Below are 14383 nucleotides of genomic sequence, written 5' to 3'. Positions count from 1 at the left end.
AAGGACAGCCCATGCCAAATGTTGGATGGACCGAGCTCATCATCGTCATCTTCGTCGTGCTGCTGTTGTTCGGCGCAAACAAGCTGCCGGACCTGGCGCGTTCCATGGGTCGCTCCGCACGCATCTTCAAGTCCGAGGTCAAGGAGATGCGCAACGAAGACGAGGCGGAGACCCCTGCGCAGCAGCGCCAGATCGACGCTGCTCCGGCGCAAGAGACCCGCAGCGCTGCCCAGGAGGCGGACTTCTGGGAGCGTCCGGAGAACAATCCACGCTAGTTCCGCCTGATGGCACGCACGAAAACCCCCAAGAAGCCGAAGCGAGCGAAGAACCCGGCCGGTGAGATGTCGCTGGTGGAGCACCTTCAGGAGCTCCGCCGGCGAGTGATGATCTCGCTGGCCGCGATCGTCGTCGGCACCATCATCGGTTTCATCTGGTACCAGTCCGCCCCGCCGCGCATGATGCCGCTGGGCGAGATCATCCGCGGCCCGTACTGCAACCTGCCGTCGGATCTTCGGGCGGATTTCACCGGCGACGGCGAATGCCGCCTGCTGGCTACCAACCCGTTTGAGATGTTTATGCTGCGCCTGAAAGTCGGCGCGCTTGCTGGTCTGGTCCTTTCATCGCCGGTGTGGCTCATGCAGATCTGGAACTTCACCACCCCGGGCCTGCACAAAAACGAGCGTCGCTACACGTTCAGCTTCGTCACCATTGCGGTGCTGCTGTTCGTCTCCGGCGCGCTGCTCGCGTACTTCGTGCTGGACCAGGGCCTGTACGTGCTGATGACTATGGGCAGCGAGTTCCAGGTCGCCGCACTGACAGGTGGGGAGTACTACAACTTCCTCCTCGCTCTCATTGTCATCTTCGGTGTCAGCTTCGAGGTGCCGCTGATCATCATCATGCTCAACTTGCTGGGTGTGCTGCGCTATGAGCACGTCAAGGACAAGCGGCGCCTAATCATCGTGGGCATCTTCATCTTCGCTGCGGTGATGACTCCGGGCCAGGATCCGTTTTCCATGGTGGCGCTGGCTATCTCCATCTGTTTGCTGGTGGAGATGGCTTTCCAGTTCTGCCGCTGGAACGACCGCAAGCACAAGCGCGAACGCCCCGACTGGATGGATTTGGACGACGAGGAGGCCTCCGGCCCGATTGAGGCGCCGACGTCCGTCGGCCCCGCAAGCAGCATCGGGACGGAGGCGATTGAGCGCCCGGCATCGGTGCAGCGCGCGCCGGAGCGCCAGCACAACTCCTCGCCGCGGGGCTACGCGGGCGGAGCAGATTTCAGGGACGTACTGTAGGGGGCATGCTTTCCCCCGATCCTGGTACATCGTTTCTGCGGGAATTCGCCGACGCGAAGCCGTTTGCACTCGACGACTTTCAGCTCCAGGCCTGCCAGGCGGTGGAGCAGGACCGCGGCGTGCTGGTGTGCGCGCCCACTGGTTCGGGCAAGACCATCGTCGGCGAGTTCGCCGTCGCACTCGCCCTGCACCGCGGCACGAAGTGCTTTTACACCACGCCGATTAAGGCGCTGAGCAACCAGAAGTACCACGACTTAGTCGCAGAGCACGGCGAGGACGCGGTGGGCCTGCTCACCGGCGATACCAGCATCAACGGCTCCGCCGAGATCGTGGTGATGACCACCGAGGTGCTGCGCAACATGCTGTACGCGGAGTCGCCGCAGCTGGACCGGCTCACGCACGTGGTGATGGACGAGATCCACTACCTCGCGGACCGGGACCGAGGTGCTGTGTGGGAGGAGATCATCCTCAACCTCGACGATTCTGTCAGCCTGATCGGCCTGTCCGCCACCGTGTCCAACTCCGAGGAATTCGGCGAGTGGCTCGACGCGGTGCGCGGCGACACCGAGGTCATCGTTTCTGAGCACCGCCCGGTGCCGCTGAGCCAGTACATGATGGTGGGCCGCAAGATGTTCCCGCTGTTCGAACCGGGCACCGGCGGGCGCGTCAACCGCAGCCTCGAGCACGCAATCGAGCGCATCGAGGCGGGCTCCTCCGAGGAGGGGCGCCGCGACTTCGAGGAGGGGAGGGGCTTTCGTTCCCGCTCGCGCAGCGGACGCTCGCGCGGCCAGGACAAAGTGCGCCCCGTCGGCCGGCCCGAGGTCGTCTCCGCGCTTCAGCGCCAGGACATGCTGCCGGCAATCGTGTTCATTTTCTCCCGCGCGGGCTGCGACGGAGCGCTGTTCCAGTGTTTGCGCTCGCGCAAGGAGCTGACCACGCCTGAGGAGCGCGCGGAGATCGAGCAGATTATCGACGACGGCGTGGAAGGCATCCCCGAAGAGGACCTGGAGGTGCTGAACTTCCGCCAGGTGCGCACAGCCTGGATGCGGGGGTTCGCCGCGCACCACGCTGGCCTGTTGCCCGCGTTCAAGCACATCGTGGAGCAACTGTTCGTCCGCGGCTTAGTCAAGGTCGTCTTCGCCACCGAGACCCTGGCGCTGGGCATCAACATGCCGGCGCGCACCGTGGTGTTGGAGAAAATGGTCAAGTTCAACGGCGAGGCGCACGTTGACCTCACCCCGGGCCAGTACACCCAGCTCACGGGGCGCGCTGGCCGCCGCGGCATCGACCACATCGGCAACGCCGTGGTGCAGTGGGCGCCCGCCATGGACCCGCACCAGGTGGCGGGGTTGGCGTCCACACGCACGTACCCGCTGATTTCCCAGTTTCAGCCCGGCTACAACATGGCTATCAACATGCTGGCCATGAATGGCTTCGACGATTCCATCCGACTGATCGAGCAGTCCTTCGCCCAGTTCCAGACGGACCGCTCCGTCGTCGGCGAGGTGCGCGACATCGAGCGGTTACAGCAGAAGGTACGCTCGCTGCGCTCAAAGCTCGAGCGCGACATCTCCGCGTTCGCTCCGCCGAGCGATGACGCGGCCGCCGAGCTGGTCGACTACTCCCAGCTGCGCCGGGATCTGTCGGAAGAGGAGAAACAGGCCCGCCGCGACCACCTGGACAGCCGCCACACCGAAACCATCAAGATCCTCGGCTCGCTGCAGGTGGGTCAGGTCATTGCGCTGCCCAGCAAGCGCAAGCCAGAGCTTGCCGCCGTGGTGCAACCCGCGGGCAAGCCGCACGACCCGCGCCCCTGGGTGACCACGGAGCGCGGCTGGTCCGGGCGCATCGACGCCGCCGCGTTCAAAAACCCGCCGTTGGTTGTGGGCCGCATCAAGGTGCCGCGTCACATGCAGGACCAGCCGCGCCGCCACGCCCGCAAGGTTGCGTCACTTCTGCACCGCGGCCACTTCAACGCCCCGAAACGCCTCCGCGAGAAGTCCCGGGTGCGGCCGAACAAGAAGGTCACCGCGCTGCGTGAGGCCATCCGCAACCACCCGGTGCACGACTGGCCGGCGGCGGATAGGGAGATTCTGGCGCGCACCGCCGAGGAAATCGTGCGCGAGGAGCGCACGCTTGCCAAGCTGGAGCGCCGCGTGGATACCTCCACCGATTCGCTGGGCCGCACGTTTGAGCGCATCATCGGGTTGCTCACGGAGATGGATTACGTTGAGCTTATCGACGGCGAACCGCAGGTCACCGACGAAGGCGAGCGCCTCTCCCGCATCCACAACGTTTCCGATCTTTTGGTCGCGCAGTGCCTCAAGCGCGGCATCTGGGACCACCTGGACCCGGCCGAACTGGCCGGTGTGGCCTCCATGGTGGTCTTTGAAAACCGGCGCGCCACCGGCGGCAGCCCCGAAGCCGCCACCGACGCCATGGCCGACGCGATGAACGAGACGATGCGCATCTACGGCGAGCTGGTTGCCGACGAACAGCGCCACAATCTGCCCGCAACCCGCCTGCCGGATCCCGGGTTCTGCCTGTCCATCCACCAGTGGACCGCAGGAGCACCACTGGGTTACGCGCTGGCCGCGGCGGCGGAATCGGGCGCAGAGCTCACTCCCGGCGACTTCGTGCGCTGGTGCCGCCAGGTGATCGATTTGTTGGAGCAGATCAAAAAGACCGGTTATTCGGACCAGATCCGGGACAACGCCAACCGGGCTGTGGACGCAATCCGCCGCGGCGTGGTGGCGATCGGCAACTAGAGCCCCCGCAGCGACCGCGCCAGGCCCCGCGGCCACAGCGACACGGTGGCGATGCGCAGGTTCGTGCCGCCCGGATCCAGGATGAGGGATTGCACGCCAACGACCTTTCCCCCGACCAGCACAGGGCCGCCGGAGTCGCCCTTGACCGCAGGCGGATTGGCGTAGACCACTCCGGCCGGACGCACCCGCGTCACGCGCTTCCGGGACCAGGACACCGGAAGCGTGCCCAGGTAGACACCCGGCCGTGCCTGGACGCTGCGCGCCTGGCCGCCGTAGCCGAGAGTGAGCGTACGGGCAAACAGGCGCGGCGACGGCCCGAGTTCGAGGGGAGTGGCATCGACTCGCTTGGGCAGCCGGGCGAGTGCGACATCCGTGCCGGTCAGAAGTTGGAGGCTGTCGACGGGGAACACGGAGCCGTCGATACGCACCCGCGCCCCAGCATGCGAGCGCTCGCGGAAGAAGTGCGCGCAGGTGAGCACGATGTCGGGGGCGATGAGCGCGCCCGAGCAGTAGCCGCCCGGAGCGCTAAGGCGGGCGACGGAGCGGTTCAGGGCAGGCAACACTCCCACGATGCTAGCGATCTACCATGGCACACATGACTGCATTCGACTCTGATACGTACACCGCACGCCGCCAGGAAGCCGTCGAGTTGGTCAAGCAGCGCGGTCTGGGTGGGCTGGTCATCGGCACCGGCGCCGAGTTCGCCTACCTCACCGGTTCCTGGACTTCCTCGCACGAGCGGCTCACCGCGCTGGTGGTCGCGCCTGGCGGCACCACCGTGGTGGCACCGGTGACCGACATCCAGTCGCTGGGACTGGAGGACGCCGCAGACGTCGGAGTCATTGGCTGGCGCGACGGGGAAAACCCCTACAAGCTGGTGGCGGACGCGCTTGAAGACGGCACCGTGGGCCTCGGGTCGTCGCTGACCGCGGACCACGTCTTTGCGCTGCAGGCGTTACTGCCTGCAACCGAGCTTGCCTCCGACGCGGTGGCGGAACTGTTCATGGTCAAAGACGCCGAGGAGGCCACCGAGCTTGCGGAAGCCGGCGCCGCCATCGACCGCGTGCACGAGCGCGCCGCCGAACTGCTCCAGCCTGGACGCACGGAGCGCGAGATCGCGGACGAGCTGCACGCGCTGATTCTTCAAGAGCACGCGAACGTGCAGTTCGTCATCGTCGGCTCCGGGCCCAATGGTTCCAACCCGCACCACGACTTCTCCGACCGTGTCCTCGAGGAAGGGGACCCTGTGGTGGTGGACCTGGGCGGCGCGCTGCCGTCCGGCTACCAGTCCGACTGCACCCGCACCCACGTGGTGGGAGAGCCTGCCAAGGCGCCGAACGACTTCCTGGAAGCCTACGCGGTGCTTGAGCGCGCGTTCGACGCCGCGTGCGCTGTCGCCAAGCCCGGCATCACTGCCGGCGAGCTCGACGCCGCTGCGCGCGAGGTCATCGCAGACGCCGGGTACGGCGAATACTTCACGCACCGCTTGGGCCACGGCATCGGCCTGTCCGGCCACGAGCAGCCGTTCATCATCGCCGGCTCCGACGTGGTGCTGCGCGATGGCATGGCCTTTTCCATCGAGCCCGGCATCTACGTGCCAGGCAAGTGGGGCATGCGCATCGAGGACATCGTGCGCATGACCGCTGACGGTATTGAACCGCTCAACCACACCCGCCGCGACCTCGGCAGCGCCAATGGCTAGCGGCACAGTGCTGCTGCTCGGGGCGCGCAGCGACATCGGCGGCGAGATCGCCGCACGCGTCTGCCAGGGCCGTGAGGTTGTGTTGGCCGCCAGGGGGAGTCGGGGCCTGGCGGACGTCGAGAAGCGGATGCTTGCCGCGGGTGCCACAGCGGTGCGCACGCTCGACTTCGACGCCACTGATCTGGACTCGCACCGGCGCGTCGTGCGCGAGGCGGGTGATGTGACCACCGCGATCGTGGCGTTTGGCATCCTGGGCGACCAAGAGCTCGCAGAGCGCGACGAGCGCGAGGCCGCGCGCATCGCCACTGTGGACTACCTCGCGCAGGTGAGCATGCTGACGGTACTTGCCGACGAGATGGCACGCGGAGAGATCTTCGCCTTCTCTTCCATCGCCGGGTGGCGGGCACGCCGCGCCAACTACGTCTACGGCTCCACCAAGGCGGGCCTGGACGCGTTTTGTCAGGGCCTGATGGACCGGCTGCACGGCACAGGCCTCAGCCTCATCCTGGCGCGACCGGGCTTCGTCATCGGATCCATGACTGAAGGGATGAAGCCTGCGGTGATGTCGGTGACCCCGGACGTTGTCGGCGACGCGGTGGTGGATGCTGCGGCGCGGGGCAAGAGCGCCACGGTGTGGATCCCGCGGCGCCTGGCCGTCCTCGCAGCCATCATGCGCGTGGTGCCGAGGCCGGTGTGGAGGCACATGCCGAGGTAGCCGCTGAGCCAGGTACCCTCGTGGCCATGCCGATTCCTCTTCTCGCATACTTCGTCGTCGAAGCGCTCGCGTTTTTCCTGGTGGCCAAAGCCATCGGTGTTGGCTGGGCGCTTTTGGCGATTTTCGTGCTCATGATCGCCGGCGGCGCCGCAGCCAGCATGGCGCTGCGCAACTCGCTGCTGCAAGCCGCGCACGGCCGCTCCAGCGTGGGTAAGCTCGCGGGCGATTCCGCGCTGCTCATCGGCGGTTGGACGCTCAGCGTCATCCCCGGCTTCGTTACCTCGCTGATCGGCCTGCCACTGGTGTTTGGTCCGACGCGCGCGCTGATCCGCAAGACCATGACCAAGCGGGCGCGCACCGCCGTGGAAAACCTCGGCGTGCGTGTCTACGACGCCACCCCGATGGGGCAGTTCCAAACCAGCTACGGATCCTTCAAGCAGCAGGGCGGCGCGCAGCCGCAGGAACCGGTCATCGACGCCGACGAGCTGGAGCAGTGGTACCGCATGGACAGCCCCGAGCGCCCGCAGGATCCGGACGGTGGCGGCGGCAGCGCCGGCGGGGCGCGTTAAATGCCGGCGTTTCTCCGTTTCGGACTCGCCGCCGTTTCTGGCTGGCTGGTTTACCTCTCGTACGAGCCTCTCGGCCACTGGTGGGCTGCAGTGCTCGGCATCGCGCTGCTGTGGCTCACACTCATGCCGTGGCCCAGGCGCGCCACCGTGACGCTGGGCATGGCAGGGGAGGCGCAGGAGCGTCCGTCCGTAGGCTTCGGTGCGCTGATCGGGTTCACGCATGGCCTGTTTTGCTACCTGTTCCTGCTGCCGTGGGTCGGCGAGTTTGTCGGCGCCATGCCATACATCGCGCTGGCCATCACGATGGCGCTCTACGCGCTGGCGACCGGCGCGTTCGGCGTGTTGGTTACGCGCTGGCGCTACGGTGCGTTCGCGTTCCCACTGGTCTACCTGGCGGTCGAGTTCGTGCGTTCCTCGTGGCCCTTCGGTGGCTTTGCGTGGGTGCGCCTGACGTGGGGGCAGATCAACGGCCCGCTCGCAGCATTGTCGGCGTGGGGTGGGCCCGCGCTGGTCACCGTCGCCACCGTGCTGGTGGCGGTTGGGTGCGTTTCGCTTCTCGACGCCACTTCGCGCCGCGCAGCCGTTGCCGCCATCATCCTGCCGCTGGCTGCCGGCCTGATCGCCAATATCGGTGTAGGAAAGGAAAGCTCCACCGTCGATCAGGCCCGCGTGGGGGCCGTGCAAGGCAACGTTCCGCGTTTGGGCCTGGATTTCAATGAGCAGCGCCGGGCGGTGCTGAGCAACCACGTCAACGAAACCCTGCGGCTCGCGGAAGAGGCGAAGGAATCCGGCGACAAGCTGGACATGGTGTTCTGGCCGGAAAATGCCTCCGACGTCAACCCGTTCGTCGACACGCAGGCCGAGGCACTGGTGGGTGCGGCGGTGCGCGGCGTGGATACGCCAGTGCTGGTGGGCACGCTCACCCGCGACGATGTCGGCGCCCGCAACACCATGGTGGTCTTCGACCCGGAAACAGGGCCAGGGGAGCGCCACGACAAGCGCTTCCTGCAGCCGTTCGGCGAATACATGCCCATGCGCGATTTCTTCCGCAATTTCTCGGACCTGGTGGACTTGGCGGGCGACTTCAAGCCCGGCGGCGACAACGGTGTGGTCCACATGGGCGGAATTCCGGTTGGCGTTGCCACCTGCTATGAGGTGGCGGAAGACGAGGCGTACCGCATGGCGGTGCGCGGCGGCGCGCAGATCCTGTCCACGCCGACGAACAACGCCACTTTCGGGTTCACGGACATGACGTATCAGCAGCTGGCGATGAGTCGGATGCGCGCGATTGAAACCGACAGGGCAGTGGTGGTCGTTGCCACCTCGGGTGTCTCGGCGATCGTGCACCCGGACGGACAGGTGTCCCAGCAGACGGAGATTTTCGAGCCCGCTCACTTGATGGAGACGCTCCCGCTGCGTACCAGCACCACACCCGCGGTGCGGTTCGGGCAGATTTTGGAGTGGCTGATGGTCGCCGCCGGTGCGGCGCTGATGCTTGCCGCAGCCGTGTCCGCACGCCGACGTGGGCGCGGGTATGCTCCTACCGGAGAACAACAGCGTAGAACCGAGGAGAACTAGCGCCGTGGCCAACCAGACCCTGGTGATCATTCCGACCTACAACGAGGTGGAGAACCTCCCGCTTATCGTCGAGCGCGTGCTGGCTACGAAGGATGCCGTGGACATCCTCGTCGTTGATGACAACTCGCCGGACGGCACCGGTGCGAAGGCCGACGAGCTCGTCGCCGCCCATGACGAGGTCAACGTGCTGCACCGCACCGGCAAGGACGGCCTGCTGGCCGCCTACCGCGCCGGCTTCAACTGGGGCCTGGAGCGCGACTACCAGGTGCTGGTGCAGATGGATGCCGACGGCTCGCACGCACCGGAGGAGCTGCACAGGCTGCTCGACGCGTTGGATAACGGCGCGGATTTGGCCATCGGCTCCCGCTACATCGAGGGCGGGGAAGTGGTGAACTGGCCGAAGAACCGCTTCCTGCTGTCCAAGCTGGGCAACCAGTACGTCTCTCTCGCCCTCGGCACGGACGTGGCCGATATGACCGCCGGCTACCGCGCCTTCAAGCGCGAGGTGCTGGAGGAGTTGGACTTGGATTCCCTGTCTACCAAGGGATACATCTTTCAGGTGGAGATCGCTCACAAGGTGGACAAGCTCGGCTTCGACATCCGCGAGGTGCCGATCACGTTTGAGGACCGTAAGCTCGGCGAGTCCAAGTTGGACGCCAGCTTCGCCACCGCATCGCTGGCCGAGGTCACCAAGTGGGGTGTCTCGGAGAAGGCGACCTTTGTCAAGGATCTGACCTCAGAGACCGTGCGCCAGCTCGTTTACGCTGTGGAGCACTCGAAGCTTTCCGACGTCCGCTACAAGGCCGCCGACGCTCCCGAGCAGATTGTCAACGCTCTCGGCGAGTTCGGAGCCGTGACCAAGCACGAGATCGACAACGCCAACCTGGGCAAGCTCCAGTCAAACGCAGCCCGCCGCGTCAACACCGCGATCCACTTGGGCGAGGAAACCGTCCGCCAGGCACTCTACGCGCTCGGCTTCGACGGCAAGCGGAAGCATTAACAGCCACAAATAGGCGAGTGCCCGCCGCCGCGAATTCGTTTCGCGGGGGCGGGCACGTGCGTTAAACCGTCGTGAAACGGGGTTAGCTCTCGTTGGCCTGCTGCTGTTCCTTCGCAATGCGGGCGGCGGTGCGGCGGCGCTTACGCAGCTGCTCAAGGCGCTCCTCAAGCAAGACGTCGAGCTCCTCGATGCTGCGACGCTCCCGCAGCATGTCCCAGTGGGTGCGCGGCGGCTTGGCAGGCTTGGACTCCACGCCTTCGCCCTCCATGAGGGTGCCCACCTGGCCGTTCTTGCACATCCACTCCTCGGGAATCTCGGCGTCGTCTGCAAACGGCACCTCGAACACTTCACCGTTGGGGGTGCGGTACTTTGCCATCCGGCGTGGCGCGAGATCGTGGTCGCGGTCCGTTTCGTAGCTGACTGCGCCCATGCGGCTTCCGCGAAGAACTCGATCAGCCATGGCACTCACCATCCTTTTCAACCCGTTTGTCTTTCAGTCGCTCCAGTATAACGATGCAGTTGTGCGGATTGTTCCCGGCCACTTTCGTATAATCGACACATGTAATAGACTAGGAAACCGTGACGGATAAGCTACGTGCCCTGACCAAGAAGACAGCCACATGCGCCTGGTGCGGCAAGGAGATCCCGGTAAACCGAGGCCGTGGCCGGAAACGCAAATACTGCGGCCCCTCCTGCAAGCAGCGCGCCTACGAACAGCGCACTATGCTTGCCGGTACGTCCGTTGAGGAGGACGCGGTAATCCTCAACCGCAGCAAGGTCGCAGAGTACCGCGATCGCCTGTACGCGCTGCGGTGCGCCGCGGAGGATATCCGCACGGCCGCAGCGGAAGGGGCGGGTCCTGACGATTTGGCACCGCTTTGTGACGAATTAGTAGAATTGGCTCAGCAACTAGAAAGGCTGAGGTGATTTCCAGGTGGAAAACAGCGCGGCAACCAGCGCAAAGAAGCGTACGACCTTAATCGTTGTCGTTTCCATTTTCATCGTGGCGGCGGTGTTGTTAGCCATGATTCCGCTGTTTATGAGCCTGTTTAAGGGCGGCGGCGTGAAGACGGAGGGGATCGACGCCGACAACGTGTCCGCAGCCTCCACAGAGCTTAACGGCGAATGGACGGTAACTAACCGCCCGGGCGACAACGTCACATCCGCCGGCTTCACGTTTGAAGAGGTGCTGCCGGGCGAGCGTCGCAGCACATCGGCGTCCACGCGCGCAGTCACAGGTTTTGCCACGATTGCCGATGGCACGCTGTCCGCCGGCGAGATTACCGTTGATATGCAGCACTTGTCGTCCGACAGTGACAAGCGCGACTCGTCGGTGCGGCGCCGCATCTTCCACACGGACGAATACCCGGAGGCCACGTTCAAGGTGACGCAACCGGCCGATGTGTCCGCCGTGCCGGAAGACGGCAGCGTAGGCACCGTAGAGCTCACCGGCGAGCTGACCATCCATGGCACGACGAATGAGATCACGCACGAGTTCGACGTTGCGCGTTCGGGCGACCATCTGATCGTCGCCGGCGATATTCCGATCAACCGCTTGGACTATGGCGTTGAGACCCCGGAGCTCGTCGCCGCGAAAATCGCCGAGGAGGGCGAAGTGAACGTCCGCGTCAACATGACCAAGTAGATGGGCTTATTTACGTAACGTTACGTTAAAAGGGGTATATGGAAGGGCGTCAGGCACAAGGAGCGTGCGGCGCCCTTTTACTGTTTATCCGTATATAACTGTCCGATAATGTACATTATGTCAAGTAACGTTCTGGCGGCCCAGCCTACCGCTAGCGACGTCCTCTCCTGTTTCTTCGCGCGAACGTGATCTGCGCCAGATCGATCATCCCCAGCCGTGCCATCGCTTCACGCAACGCGAACTGCCACACCCAGAGGCGGCGGAACACGGCGTCGTAACCGTCGGCGGCTGCGTCGCGCAGCTTGCCGTCGAACGTGACGCGCTGCAGACGCAATGATGCCGCGAGGTGCTCCGGCGCCGACGTCTGCGCCACGACGCGCAGATCGGTCTCGCGGTCGACCGTCTTGCCAATCTCCGTGACCGTTGAAAAATACAGTCCCGGCCAGATATATGCTCGCAGCGACTCCAGCGCGAGATCCGCCGTGCGGTTGTACGCCTGCGTGCGCACCACCGTCTGCATGGCTGCTCGCCCGCCCTGACTAAGCAGCGCGTCCACGGCAAGCAGATACTTTCTCTGCTGGCGTTGCGGCATGGTTTCAAACACCTCCATGCTCGCGACCGCGTCGTAGACGCCGCTTCGCTGCTTAGCCACAGCAGCCGGGCCTTCCGCAATACGGTCCACGGTGACGGATCCGTCTGTGCCCGTGAGAATCAGCCGCTCGCGCATCGCGGCGTACGTACGCGAATCGCGAGTCACGGCGTCGACAGTCGCCCCGCGCGCAGCGGCCTCGAACGCTAATGCGCCGCCTCCGGACGGATACTCCAACAGATGCGTGCCGGAGGCCACGTTCAGACTCTCCAAAAGGGATTCTACGCTGCGGTTTTGCGCGTCCTGCAGATCCGCCCTGTCAGATTCCATAGGAGCCCCGATTTCCGTCACGTCTACAAAATGATCGCGGGGCTCGCGACCTCTGCCGGCGCCTTTGGTATGAGACTTCATCCGCACCCGTTGCGTGGTGGCCACTCCGGTGGCGAAATGCCCCTGGAACGCGCTGAGTCCGTCGCCCGAAAAGTGAGCAACCAGATCCGGCGGCAACTCCCCTGGCGTTGCGGGCCGCACCGCGTCCACGCGGCGGGTGCGTGGGCAGTAGCCGGTGCGTATGAGGGCCGTGAGGACGTCGACAAGCTGCTGCGAACCCCCTGCCGACCACTCTCCCGCCATGTAGCCCTCTGCGAGGCCAACCCACCCGCTCGCGGCGACGCGCTGAAACACTTCAGCGCGCTCAACCGCGATATCTGCGCCGTCTCCTTCGAACGACAGGCCCGCTTTCGCACAGGCGCGAGCGAAGCCGGCCTCCGCGAGCCTCGTTCGCAACCTGCTCGGCTTCGGGATATTGGCCACCCCCGGCCACGCGTCTGCATCAACTGGTTGGAGGTGCGCGGGGATGTTCGCGGGAGTGCTCTCGGCCATTTCTCGAATGCTAGTGCGCGCAGCACTGAGATATGGGGTGCCACGGCGGAGCCTGCCCGCGCAGTTTATTGGTGGGCGCGTACTATGTATGCCGTTCCAATTAATATCGTCATTAACCCGAGGAGATATCACTCATGGCCTCTCAGGTGTACCGCCCCGAAGGTAGTCGCCACCACGTTGTCATCGTGGGCGCAGGTTTTGGCGGCGTGAATGCGGCGAAAGAGCTCGCAGACGCAGATGTCGACATCACGCTGATCAACAACACCAACCACCACCTCTTCCCGCCGCTGCTTTACCAGGTGGCAACCGGCCTGATGTCCTCCGGCGAGATCACCGGCGACGTGCGCCAGATGTTCGGCGACCAACAGAACGTCCGCGTCGTTCGCGGCACTGTGGAGACCGTCGACGCTCAGGCGAAGACCGTCACCTCCGTCGAGGGCGGCAAGGAGACCACTTTCTCCTACGACTCCCTCATCGTCGCCGCAGGCGCCGGCCAGTCTTACTTCGGCAACGACCACTTTGCGCAGTACGCTCCGGGTCTGAAGACGTTGGACCACGCGTTTGAGATCCGCGCCCGCCTCATCGCAGCCTTCGAGCGCGCTGAGCTGGCGCAGACGCCGGAAGAGCGCGAGCGTGAGCTGACCTTCGTCATCGTCGGCGCAGGCCCGACCGGTGTGGAGCTGGCTGGCCAGGTGGCCGAGATGGCGCACCGCGCATTCACCTCCGGCCGCTACTCCTTTAGCACCGAGCAGGCCAAGATCTACCTGCTGGACGGCGCGCCGCAGGTCCTGCCGCCGTTTGGCAAGCGCCTGGGCAAGAAGGCGCAGCGCGAGCTGGAGAAGGCGGGCGTGACCGTCATCCTCAACGCGATGGTGACCAACGTGGACGCGGACTCCGTGACCTACAAGGACATGAAGACCGAGCAGGAGACCACCATCAGCACCCCGACCAAGATCTGGTCCGCCGGTGTTGCCGCTTCCCCGCTGGGCAAGCAGATCGCCGATCAGCTCGGTGTCGAGGCCGACCGTGCTGGCAAGGTGGCGGTCAACGCCGACCTGTCCGTGGGCGATGAGCCGAACCTGTTCATCATCGGCGACATGATGAACCGCGACCGCCTCCCGGGCGTTGCGCAGGTGGCCATCCAGTCCGGCGCTTACGTGGGCAAGATCATCAAGGAGCAGGTCGAGCACGACGTCGCTCCGGAAAACCGCGACCCGTTCGAGTACTTCGACAAGGGCTCTATGGCCATCATCAACCGCTTCAACGCGGTTGTGAAGATGGGCAAGGTGGAAATCGCCGGCTTCATCGGCTGGCTGATGTGGCTGGGCGTGCACCTGTCCTTCCTCACTGGCACCCGCAACCGTTTTGTGGCCGCCAACGAGTGGATCATCAACGCGTTCTCGCGCACCCGCCACAACCTGGCGGTGACCGAGGGGCAGCTCGAGGGACCTGAGCTGGAGAACGAGAAGTAACCCTTCGCCCTCCCCTGGCGTTTCGCCGACGCCGATCCGAACCGGCCCAGAGCCTATCTACACAGGCTTCGGGCCGGTTCTTTCGTGCTTTTTGCCCCATGACACCTGTGCGCAACGTCACACCAATCGTATTACTATTAGCCTCGAATCATCCCTTACAATGGTTCC

General features: G+C 65.0%; 14 protein-coding genes. 11 read left to right on the top strand and 3 right to left on the bottom strand.

Going from position 1 to position 14383, the window contains the following annotated elements:
- Positions 1-11: 11 nt before the first annotated feature.
- The 3 genes from tatA to CAFEL_RS05620 are packed head-to-tail and all read left to right on the top strand — an operon-like array spanning position 12 to position 4063.
- Positions 12-275, top strand: a complete 264-nt coding sequence (gene tatA / locus CAFEL_RS05630; protein WP_194559252.1) for a Sec-independent protein translocase subunit TatA — start codon at positions 12-14, stop codon at positions 273-275.
- A gap of 9 nt (positions 276-284) precedes the next feature.
- Positions 285-1295, top strand: a complete 1011-nt coding sequence (gene tatC / locus CAFEL_RS05625; protein WP_228496164.1) for a twin-arginine translocase subunit TatC — start codon at positions 285-287, stop codon at positions 1293-1295.
- A 5-nt stretch (positions 1296-1300) separates the two neighbouring features.
- Positions 1301-4063 carry a DEAD/DEAH box helicase gene (locus tag CAFEL_RS05620; protein ID WP_070473865.1) on the top strand — a complete coding sequence of 921 codons (2763 nt, stop codon included), beginning with the start codon at positions 1301-1303 and terminating at the stop codon, positions 4061-4063.
- Here the strand turns inward: CAFEL_RS05620 and CAFEL_RS05615 are convergent.
- Positions 4060-4626: a trypsin-like peptidase domain-containing protein gene (locus CAFEL_RS05615; protein ID WP_290172363.1), complete on the bottom strand. Its 567-nt coding sequence runs from the start codon at positions 4624-4626 to the stop codon at positions 4060-4062. The two genes, CAFEL_RS05620 and CAFEL_RS05615, sit on opposite strands and share 4 nt — an antisense overlap.
- Positions 4627-4649: 23 nt before the next feature.
- On the opposite strand from CAFEL_RS05615, the gene CAFEL_RS05610 reads away from it, so the two are divergent.
- Genes CAFEL_RS05610 through CAFEL_RS05590 form a run of 5 tightly spaced genes read left to right on the top strand, consistent with a single transcriptional unit; the run spans position 4650 to position 9627 of the window.
- Positions 4650-5765, top strand: coding sequence for a M24 family metallopeptidase (locus CAFEL_RS05610; protein ID WP_394354780.1), 1116 nt, complete (start codon positions 4650-4652; stop codon positions 5763-5765).
- Positions 5758-6480 carry an SDR family oxidoreductase gene (locus CAFEL_RS05605; protein WP_194559250.1) on the top strand — a complete coding sequence of 241 codons (723 nt, stop codon included), beginning with the start codon at positions 5758-5760 and terminating at the stop codon, positions 6478-6480. The genes CAFEL_RS05610 and CAFEL_RS05605 overlap by 8 nt, the downstream gene beginning before the upstream one ends.
- A 26-nt stretch (positions 6481-6506) precedes the next feature.
- On the top strand, positions 6507-7049 hold the full coding sequence (locus CAFEL_RS05600) for an FxsA family protein (protein ID WP_194559249.1): 543 nt from the start codon (positions 6507-6509) through the stop codon (positions 7047-7049).
- The gene (lnt, locus tag CAFEL_RS05595) at positions 7050-8627 is read left to right on the top strand and encodes an apolipoprotein N-acyltransferase (RefSeq protein ID WP_194559248.1); all 1578 of its coding nucleotides are present in this window, start codon (positions 7050-7052) and stop codon (positions 8625-8627) included.
- Positions 8584-9627, top strand: coding sequence for a polyprenol monophosphomannose synthase (locus CAFEL_RS05590; RefSeq protein WP_194559247.1), 1044 nt, complete (start codon positions 8584-8586; stop codon positions 9625-9627). The genes lnt and CAFEL_RS05590 overlap by 44 nt, the downstream gene beginning before the upstream one ends.
- An 82-nt stretch (positions 9628-9709) precedes the next feature.
- On the opposite strand, the gene CAFEL_RS05585 is transcribed toward CAFEL_RS05590, so the two are convergent.
- On the bottom strand, positions 9710-10087 hold the full coding sequence (locus CAFEL_RS05585) for an RNA polymerase-binding protein RbpA (RefSeq protein ID WP_034999032.1): 378 nt from the start codon (positions 10085-10087) through the stop codon (positions 9710-9712).
- A gap of 140 nt (positions 10088-10227) precedes the next feature.
- Here CAFEL_RS05585 and CAFEL_RS05580 point away from each other — a divergent pair, with 140 nt between their 5' ends.
- Positions 10228-10554, top strand: coding sequence for a hypothetical protein (locus CAFEL_RS05580; RefSeq protein WP_228496206.1), 327 nt, complete (start codon positions 10228-10230; stop codon positions 10552-10554).
- A gap of 97 nt (positions 10555-10651) precedes the next feature.
- Complete coding sequence (locus CAFEL_RS05575; RefSeq protein WP_194559246.1) at positions 10652-11272, top strand: YceI family protein; 621 nt, start codon at positions 10652-10654, stop codon at positions 11270-11272.
- A gap of 151 nt (positions 11273-11423) precedes the next feature.
- On the opposite strand, the gene CAFEL_RS05570 is transcribed toward CAFEL_RS05575, so the two are convergent.
- Positions 11424-12743, bottom strand: a complete 1320-nt coding sequence (locus CAFEL_RS05570) for an SAM-dependent methyltransferase (protein ID WP_194559245.1) — start codon at positions 12741-12743, stop codon at positions 11424-11426.
- Positions 12744-12877: 134 nt separating this feature from the next.
- Between CAFEL_RS05570 and CAFEL_RS05565 the strand changes: the two genes are divergently transcribed.
- Positions 12878-14215: an NAD(P)/FAD-dependent oxidoreductase gene (locus tag CAFEL_RS05565; RefSeq protein ID WP_194559244.1), complete on the top strand. Its 1338-nt coding sequence runs from the start codon at positions 12878-12880 to the stop codon at positions 14213-14215.
- Positions 14216-14383: the final 168 nt, after the last annotated feature.

Source organism: Corynebacterium afermentans subsp. lipophilum (assembly GCF_030408375.1).
Lineage (GTDB): Bacteria > Actinomycetota > Actinomycetes > Mycobacteriales > Mycobacteriaceae > Corynebacterium > Corynebacterium lipophilum.
This window is presented reverse-complemented; position numbering and strand designations above follow the sequence as displayed.

What these genes read in the sequence shown, in the direction of transcription:
- tatA (WP_194559252.1), top strand. Translation starts at nt 12, where the DNA reads ATGCCAAATGTTGGATGGACCGAGCTCATCATCGTCATCTTCGTCGTG.
- tatC (WP_228496164.1), top strand. Translation starts at nt 285, where the DNA reads ATGGCACGCACGAAAACCCCCAAGAAGCCGAAGCGAGCGAAGAACCCG.
- CAFEL_RS05620 (WP_070473865.1), top strand. Translation starts at nt 1,301, where the DNA reads ATGCTTTCCCCCGATCCTGGTACATCGTTTCTGCGGGAATTCGCCGAC.
- CAFEL_RS05610 (WP_394354780.1), top strand. Translation starts at nt 4,650, where the DNA reads ATGGCACACATGACTGCATTCGACTCTGATACGTACACCGCACGCCGC.
- CAFEL_RS05605 (WP_194559250.1), top strand. Translation starts at nt 5,758, where the DNA reads ATGGCTAGCGGCACAGTGCTGCTGCTCGGGGCGCGCAGCGACATCGGC.
- CAFEL_RS05600 (WP_194559249.1), top strand. Translation starts at nt 6,507, where the DNA reads ATGCCGATTCCTCTTCTCGCATACTTCGTCGTCGAAGCGCTCGCGTTT.
- lnt (WP_194559248.1), top strand. Translation starts at nt 7,050, where the DNA reads ATGCCGGCGTTTCTCCGTTTCGGACTCGCCGCCGTTTCTGGCTGGCTG.
- CAFEL_RS05590 (WP_194559247.1), top strand. Translation starts at nt 8,584, where the DNA reads ATGCTCCTACCGGAGAACAACAGCGTAGAACCGAGGAGAACTAGCGCC.
- CAFEL_RS05585 (WP_034999032.1), bottom strand. Translation starts at nt 10,087, where the DNA reads ATGGCTGATCGAGTTCTTCGCGGAAGCCGCATGGGCGCAGTCAGCTAC.
- CAFEL_RS05575 (WP_194559246.1), top strand. Translation starts at nt 10,652, where the DNA reads ATGATTCCGCTGTTTATGAGCCTGTTTAAGGGCGGCGGCGTGAAGACG.
- CAFEL_RS05570 (WP_194559245.1), bottom strand. Translation starts at nt 12,743, where the DNA reads ATGGCCGAGAGCACTCCCGCGAACATCCCCGCGCACCTCCAACCAGTT.
- CAFEL_RS05565 (WP_194559244.1), top strand. Translation starts at nt 12,878, where the DNA reads ATGGCCTCTCAGGTGTACCGCCCCGAAGGTAGTCGCCACCACGTTGTC.